Raw genomic sequence first — 6,349 nt, 5'->3', positions numbered from 1 at the left:
GTCGCGGCCCCGGCGGTGGCTGCGGCTGCCCAGCCGGTCGCCGGGCGGGATTCCGGCAACGGTGCCGGCCCGTCGGTGGTGGCCACCCATGGCGGTGCGGGGCAGGGCGTGTCCGGGGTGGCGACGCCCGGCGTAGCGACGCCCGGCGTGGCGACGCCCGGCGGCTTCACGTCCGGGGGCAGCGGTGTGTCCGGGACCGGGTCCGCATCCGCGGCCTCCGGCTTTTTGCCGCCCGCGTCCGGTATGCCGGCACAGCCGGCCGCCGGATTTGCGTCCGCGGCGGGCGGGCAGGGTGTACCGGCGGCGTTTCCATTCGCGGGCGACGGCCAGGCGGCCGGCGAACCTGCCCAGGCCGGCTGGACGGCCGCCGTGCGGGGCACGCTGGCCCAGTATGGCGGCGCTGCGCCGCTGCTCGACCTGCTGGCGCGCATCGAACCGGCGCTGGCGCAAGACGGCGCCGCCATGGCGTCCGGCGCAGAATCGGGCGTCGCCACGCCGGGCGCCGTGCCGCACAACGTGTTCTACCTGCCGCGCCTGAAGCAGGCCTTGCCCCAGGGCAGCCTGCCGCGCGGCGACGAGCGCACGCTGGACCTGCTGTCGCGGGTGTTCGAGACCGTGTTGCTGGACGAAAGCATCCCGCCGCGCGCGCGCGACCTGCTGCAATTGCTGCAGGTGCCCGTGCTGAAGGCGGCGCTGGTCGACAAGAATTTCTTCTTCGAGGAAACGCATCCGGCCCGCCGCCTCGTCGACCTGATGTCGCGCATGGGCTGGGAGCAGCACCAGGATGCGAGTGACCCGGTGTTCCAGGTCATGCAGCGCAGCGTGGCGCGCGCGGGCGAGGCGCAGCCGGATGCGTTCGCCAATGCCGTCGCCGAGCTGGAGGCCGGCATCGCGGCCGACGAGGCTGCCAGCGAAGCCGCGCTGGCGGCGCCGGTCGCGAGCGCCCTCCGGCAGGAAAAGCACGACGTCGCGGTCCGCCATGCGCGCGAGGCCGTGGCGCTGCGCGTGCAGGCCGGCGACGTCATCGACGTGGTCAGCGGTTTCCTGGAGCAGCGCTGGACGACGGTGCTGACGTTTGCCCACACGATCGAGGAGGCCCGCCCGGGCGCCGTCGGCAACGCCACCCGGGCCATGGACGACCTGATCTGGAGCGTCAAGCCCAAGGCCACGCAGGAACAGCGCAAGTCCCTGATTGCCCGGCTGCCCCGGCTGCTGGCGACGCTGAACAAATGGCTCGATGCCATCAAATGGCAGGATGCCGAGCGCCTGCAATTCTTCGCCCGCCTGGCCGAATACCACGCGGCGATCGTGCGTGCGCCGATCGAGCTGTCGCCCGAGCGCCAGCTGGAATTGGCCGTGGAGGCGGCGCAGCAGGATGCGCTGCGCCGCGTCGAGCTGGAAAACGCGGCCGCGGAACGGGTGGCGGCGCGGGCGGCGGAGGTGTCCGCGCTGGACGGGCTGGAGCGCGGCATGTGGCTGGAATTCCGCACCGCAGAGGGGGCGCGCAAGGTCAAGCTGGCGTGGGTGAGTCCGTTGCGCACGCTGTTCATCTTCTCGGGCGCGCAGCGGCGCGAGGCATTCTCGCTGGCCGCCGACAAGCTCGCGGCCGCGCTGAGCGACGGCAGCGCACGCGTGCTCGCCATCGACGGGGTCGTGGGGCAGGTGTTGTCGGAGGCGATGGCGCAAGGCGCCGTCAACGATGCCTCCATCGCCGTCGCCATGCCGTAAGGGCCGGGTGTTGGTATCGATCGGTCGGCTGGGTTATAGTCGAGTCGTTCTGAATCACTCGCTGACGCATCATGCTCTGGTGGTCCCATCTCTCGGCCTTGGGCGGCCTCAACTTCACGGCGCTGCTGGCCGTCGGCGTGGCGGCCTGGCTTGTCGCCGCCCGCTGCTGGCGCCTCGCGCTCGTGTGGTGCCTCGTGTTCGGGGGCGCCATGCTCGTGGCGGCCGCCAGCCAGGTCGCGTTCATCGGCTGGGGCATCGGCATCCGTTTCCTCGCGTTCACCGGCTTCTCCGGCCATGCGACCCGCGCGGCGGCTGTCTTTCCCGTCGTCCTGTTCCTGCTGGCGGAACGCGGGTCGTCCCGGCTGCGCCTTGGCGCGCTCGCGGTCGGCGGCCTGCTGGCCGTGGGCGTGGCGCTCGCGCGGGTGCAGGTCGGCGCGCATTCTCCCAGCGAAGCGCTGGCCGGCTGCATGCTCGGGCTGGGGGCGGCCGCGCTGTTCCTGGCGCGCGCCCGTGCCGCGCAGCACCGCTCGCCGAAGCGGCTGCTGCTGGGTTTGCTGGTGGCGACGGTCCTGCTGCCGCAGGCCGATCCCGACTATCCCCACCAGTGGCTGACGGCCGTCGCCCTGAAGCTGTCCGGGCGCGACCTCGTCTACCTGCGTAATGACTGGCAGCCGGCGCAGGGTCCGTATGTGCCGCCATGCGCCCCTGCCCAGGTACGCTTCGCCGTCCTCTGCAGCTGAACACGCACGCGGAACGGCCAAACTTGGCCGAAAGGCAAGGAACAGATGGTATGATGCAGCCTTTATGAGTCTTCCCCCAACCGTTAGCGAACGTGCGTCTATCCTCCATCAAATTGTCGGGATTTAAGTCTTTCGTCGATCCCACCAATTTCCAGGTGCCGGGGCAGCTGGTCGGTGTGGTCGGCCCGAACGGATGCGGCAAATCGAACATCATCGATGCCGTACGCTGGGTGCTGGGCGAATCGAAAGCATCGGAGCTGCGTGGCGAGTCGATGCAGGATGTTATCTTCAACGGCTCCACCTTGCGCAAGCCGGCCGGTCGCGCCTCGGTCGAGCTGGTGTTCGACAACAGCGCCGGCAAGGCGGCCGGCCAGTGGAGCCAGTACGCCGAGATCGCCGTCAAGCGCACGCTGACGCGCGACGGCACGTCCACGTACTACATCAACGGCCAGCCCGTGCGCCGGCGCGACATCCAGGACATCTTCCTCGGCACGGGCCTGGGACCCCGCGCCTACGCCATCATCGGCCAGGGCATGATCTCGCGCATCATCGAATCGCGCCCGGAAGAGCTGCGCGTCTTCCTCGAAGAGGCGGCCGGGGTGTCGAAATACAAGGAGCGCCGCCGCGAGACGGAAAACCGGCTGTCGGATACGCGCGAAAACCTGCAGCGCGTGGACGACATCCTGCGCGAGCTGAACGCCAACCTGGAAAAACTGGAAGCACAGGCGGCCGTCGCCAACCGCTTCCACCAGCTGCAGGCCGACCAGGAAGAAAAGCAGAAACTGCTGTGGCTCCTGCGCCGCAACGAGGCGAAGGCCGAGCAGCTGCGCTGGTTCCAGGAGATGGAACAGGCGCAGACCGGGCTGGAAGAGCAGAACGCCAAATTGCGCAACCTGGAGCTGGACCTGGAGCGCATGCGCCAGGCGCATTACGAGACGGGCGACCGCCTGCACGCGGCGCAGGGCGCGCTGTACCAGACCAATTCCGAGATCGGCAGCCTGGAAGCGCAGATCAAGTTCGTCGTCGAGTCGCGCACCCGGCTGCAGAACCAGATCGGGACGCTGACCGCCCAGCGCGAGCAATGGCTGAACCAGGCCAACGAGACGCAGGAGCAGATCGAGGAAGCCGAATTCCGCCTGGAAGAGCTGGCGGCGCGCGTCGAAGGCGCGCAGATCGCGGCGGAAGCGCAGAACGAACGCCTGCCGGACCTGGAAACCGCATGGCGCGAGGCGCAGAACCGGGCGACCGAGTCGCGCGCCCGCATCATGCAGATCCAGCAGCGCATCGAGCTGTCGTCCGCGCACCAGCGCAATGCCTCGAACATCCTCGCGAACCTGGCCACGCGGCGTGAGCGCCTGCAGCAGGAGCGCGGCGGCCTGAATCTGCCGGACGCCGGGCACCTGGACAACCTGCGCATGCAGCTGGAAGAGAAGCAGTTGCAGCTGGAAGAGCAGAACCTGATGCTGGAAGAGGCGGGGAGCCGCCAGGAAGCCGTCGAGCAGGAACGGCGCGATGCGCATGTGCAGGTTCAGCAGCAGACGGGCGTGAATGCCAAGCTGGAAGCGCGGCTGTCCGCGCTGCGCCAGCTGCAGGAACGCGTGCAGACGCAAGGCAAAGTGCAGCCGTGGCTGCAGAAGCACGAGCTCGATAAACTGCCGCGCCTGTGGCAGAAGCTTGACATCGAGACGGGCTGGGAGACGGCGCTGGAATCCGTGCTGCGCGAGCGCACGGGCGCGCTGGAAGTGTCGAACCTGGACTGGGCGCGCGGCTTCTTCGGCGACGCGCCGCCGGCGCGGCTCGCGCTGTATTCGCCGGCAGCAGGCAGCGGGGCGCCGGCCGACCATCATGGCCTGAAACCGTTCGCGAGCCTGCTGAAGCTGAACGACCCGGGCCTGCGCGGCCTGCTGGACGACTGGCTCTACGGCGTCTACGCGGCCGACGACCCGGGCACCGCGCTCGCGCAGCGCGGCAAATTGCCGCAAGGCGGGTGTTTCGTCACGCCGCAAGGGCATATGGTGACGGTATCCAGCGTGCGCTTCTACGCGGCGGATGCCGAGCAGGACGGCGTGCTCGCGCGCCAGCACGAGATCGACAACATCGGCAAACAACTGCGCGCGCAGGTGCTGCTGCTGGACGAGGCGCGCACCCGCGCCACCCGTGCCGACGCCGCCGTCGCCGACCTGCAGCGCCGTCTGCAGGAAGGCCGGCAAAAGGTCGCGACCTTGCAGCGCGAAGTGCATGCTTTGCAGATCGACGTCGTGAAGCAGGCCGAGGTCGAGGCGCGCTTCAACCAGAGAAGCGGCCAGATCGCGGCGGACCTCGACGAGATCGCCGCGCAGGAAGCGGAGCAGCGGCAGGCGCAGGCCGAGGCGGAAGCGCAATTCGAAGAGCTGGACATGGAACTGGCCGAGCTGCAGGGCGCGCATGAAGATGGTCAGGTCGAGTTCCAGGAACAGGAGCGCGTGCTGGCCGAGGCGCGCCAGCGTCTGCGCGACCTGGAGCGCGCGGCGCAGGAAGCCGTGTTCGCGGAAAAGACGCAGCGTACGCGCATCGAGGAATTGCGCCGCACGATCGCCACCGCGCAGCAGCAGGCCGCGCAGGTCCTGGAGAGTATCGCTGCCGGCAAGCTGGAACTGGAGGCGCTCGAATCCGGCGCCGCGGCCGAAGGCTTGCAGGGCTTGCTGGCCCGGCGCACGGAACAGGAAAAAGCGCTTGCCGACGCGCGCCACGAGTTGGACCAGCTCACGCAGCACCTGCGCGCGGCCGAGGAAGGCAAGTTGCAGGCCGAGCGTGGCCTGCAGCCGCAGCGCGAGCGCATCACCGAGATGCAGTTGAAGGAACAGGCCGCGCGGCTGAACCAGGAACAGTTCGCGGAAGCGCTGTCCGCCACGGGCGCCGACGAGACAAGCCTGTCCGAAAAACTCGACCCGGAGATGAAACCCTCGTACCTGCAGGGCGAGGTGACGCGCCTGACGAACGCCATCGCGGCGCTGGGCGCGGTGAACCTGGCCGCTGTCGAGGAACTGGCGCAGGCGACGGAGAGAAAACGCTTTCTCGACGCCCAGAACAACGACCTGCAGGAGGCGATCGCCACCCTGGAAGGCGCGATCCAGCGCATCGACCGCGAGTCGCGCGACCTGCTGCAGGACACGTTCGACCGCGTCAACCAGCATTTCTCGGAACTGTTCCCGATCCTGTTCGGCGGCGGCCAGGCCAAACTCGTGATGACCGGGGACGAGATCCTCGACGCCGGCGTGCAGGTGATGGCCCAGCCGCCGGGCAAGAAGAACGCGACGATCCACCTGCTGTCCGGCGGCGAGAAGGCACTGACGGCGACGGCGCTCGTGTTCTCGATGTTCCGCCTGAACCCGGCGCCGTTCTGCCTCCTCGACGAGGTCGACGCGCCGCTCGACGACGCCAATACCGAGCGCTTCTGCCGCATGGTCAAGCGCATGTCGGACCATACCCAATTCCTCTTCATCTCGCACAACAAGATCGCGATGGAGATGGCCAACCAACTGATCGGTGTGACGATGCAGGAGCAGGGCGTGTCGCGCATCGTGGCGGTGGACATGGAGTCCGCCGCGAATTTCGCTACTGAGGCACAAGCAGCATGACAGACTTACAAATGAGCCTGATCGCGGCCGGCGGCATCTTCGTCGTCGGCGTCATTAGTTACAACAAGTGGCAGGAGTACAAGGCCCGCAAGAGCGTCGAGCGGGCGTTCGCGCACGACCATGACGACGTCCTGATGACGGGCGGCGCCCCGCCGGAACGCAATCCGCCGCCCCACGCCGGGCGCCACGAACCCGTGCTGGACGCCGCGCTGGAGCCGGCCCCGGACGTGCTGGCCGAATCGGCCATCCATGCGGAGCCGATGC

At 68.8% G+C, this 6,349-nt stretch carries 3 protein-coding genes and 1 pseudogene; all 4 read left to right on the top strand.

Features of this window, described 5'->3' with window-relative positions:
- On the top strand, positions 1 to 1,728 hold a 1,728-nt coding region (locus AC1DYX_RS26140; RefSeq protein WP_477264306.1), incomplete at its 5' end, for a DUF1631 family protein.
- A 71-nt stretch (positions 1,729 to 1,799) separates the two neighbouring features.
- Positions 1,800 to 2,468 carry a phosphatase PAP2 family protein gene (locus AC1DYX_RS26135; RefSeq protein WP_477264304.1) on the top strand — a complete coding sequence of 223 codons (669 nt, stop codon included), beginning with the start codon at positions 1,800 to 1,802 and terminating at the stop codon, positions 2,466 to 2,468.
- 92 nt (positions 2,469 to 2,560) lie between these two features.
- Positions 2,561 to 6,085 (top strand): chromosome segregation protein SMC, encoded by a 3,525-nt coding sequence (gene smc / locus AC1DYX_RS26130; RefSeq protein WP_477264302.1) that lies wholly within the window; start codon positions 2,561 to 2,563, stop codon positions 6,083 to 6,085.
- A pseudogene (locus tag AC1DYX_RS26125) lies at positions 6,082 to 6,349 on the top strand (cell division protein ZipA C-terminal FtsZ-binding domain-containing protein); the annotation flags it as partial. The gene smc and the pseudogene AC1DYX_RS26125, both read left to right, overlap by 4 nt.

Source organism: Massilia sp. P2_C2 (assembly GCF_056404615.1).
The sequence above is the reverse complement of the archived record's forward strand: the minus strand, read 5'-3'. Positions and strand labels throughout refer to the sequence as shown.

Coding starts and splice junctions, on each gene's coding strand:
- AC1DYX_RS26135 (WP_477264304.1), top strand. CDS start 1,800: ATGCTCTGGTGGTCCCATCTCTCGGCCTTGGGCGGCCTCAACTTCACG.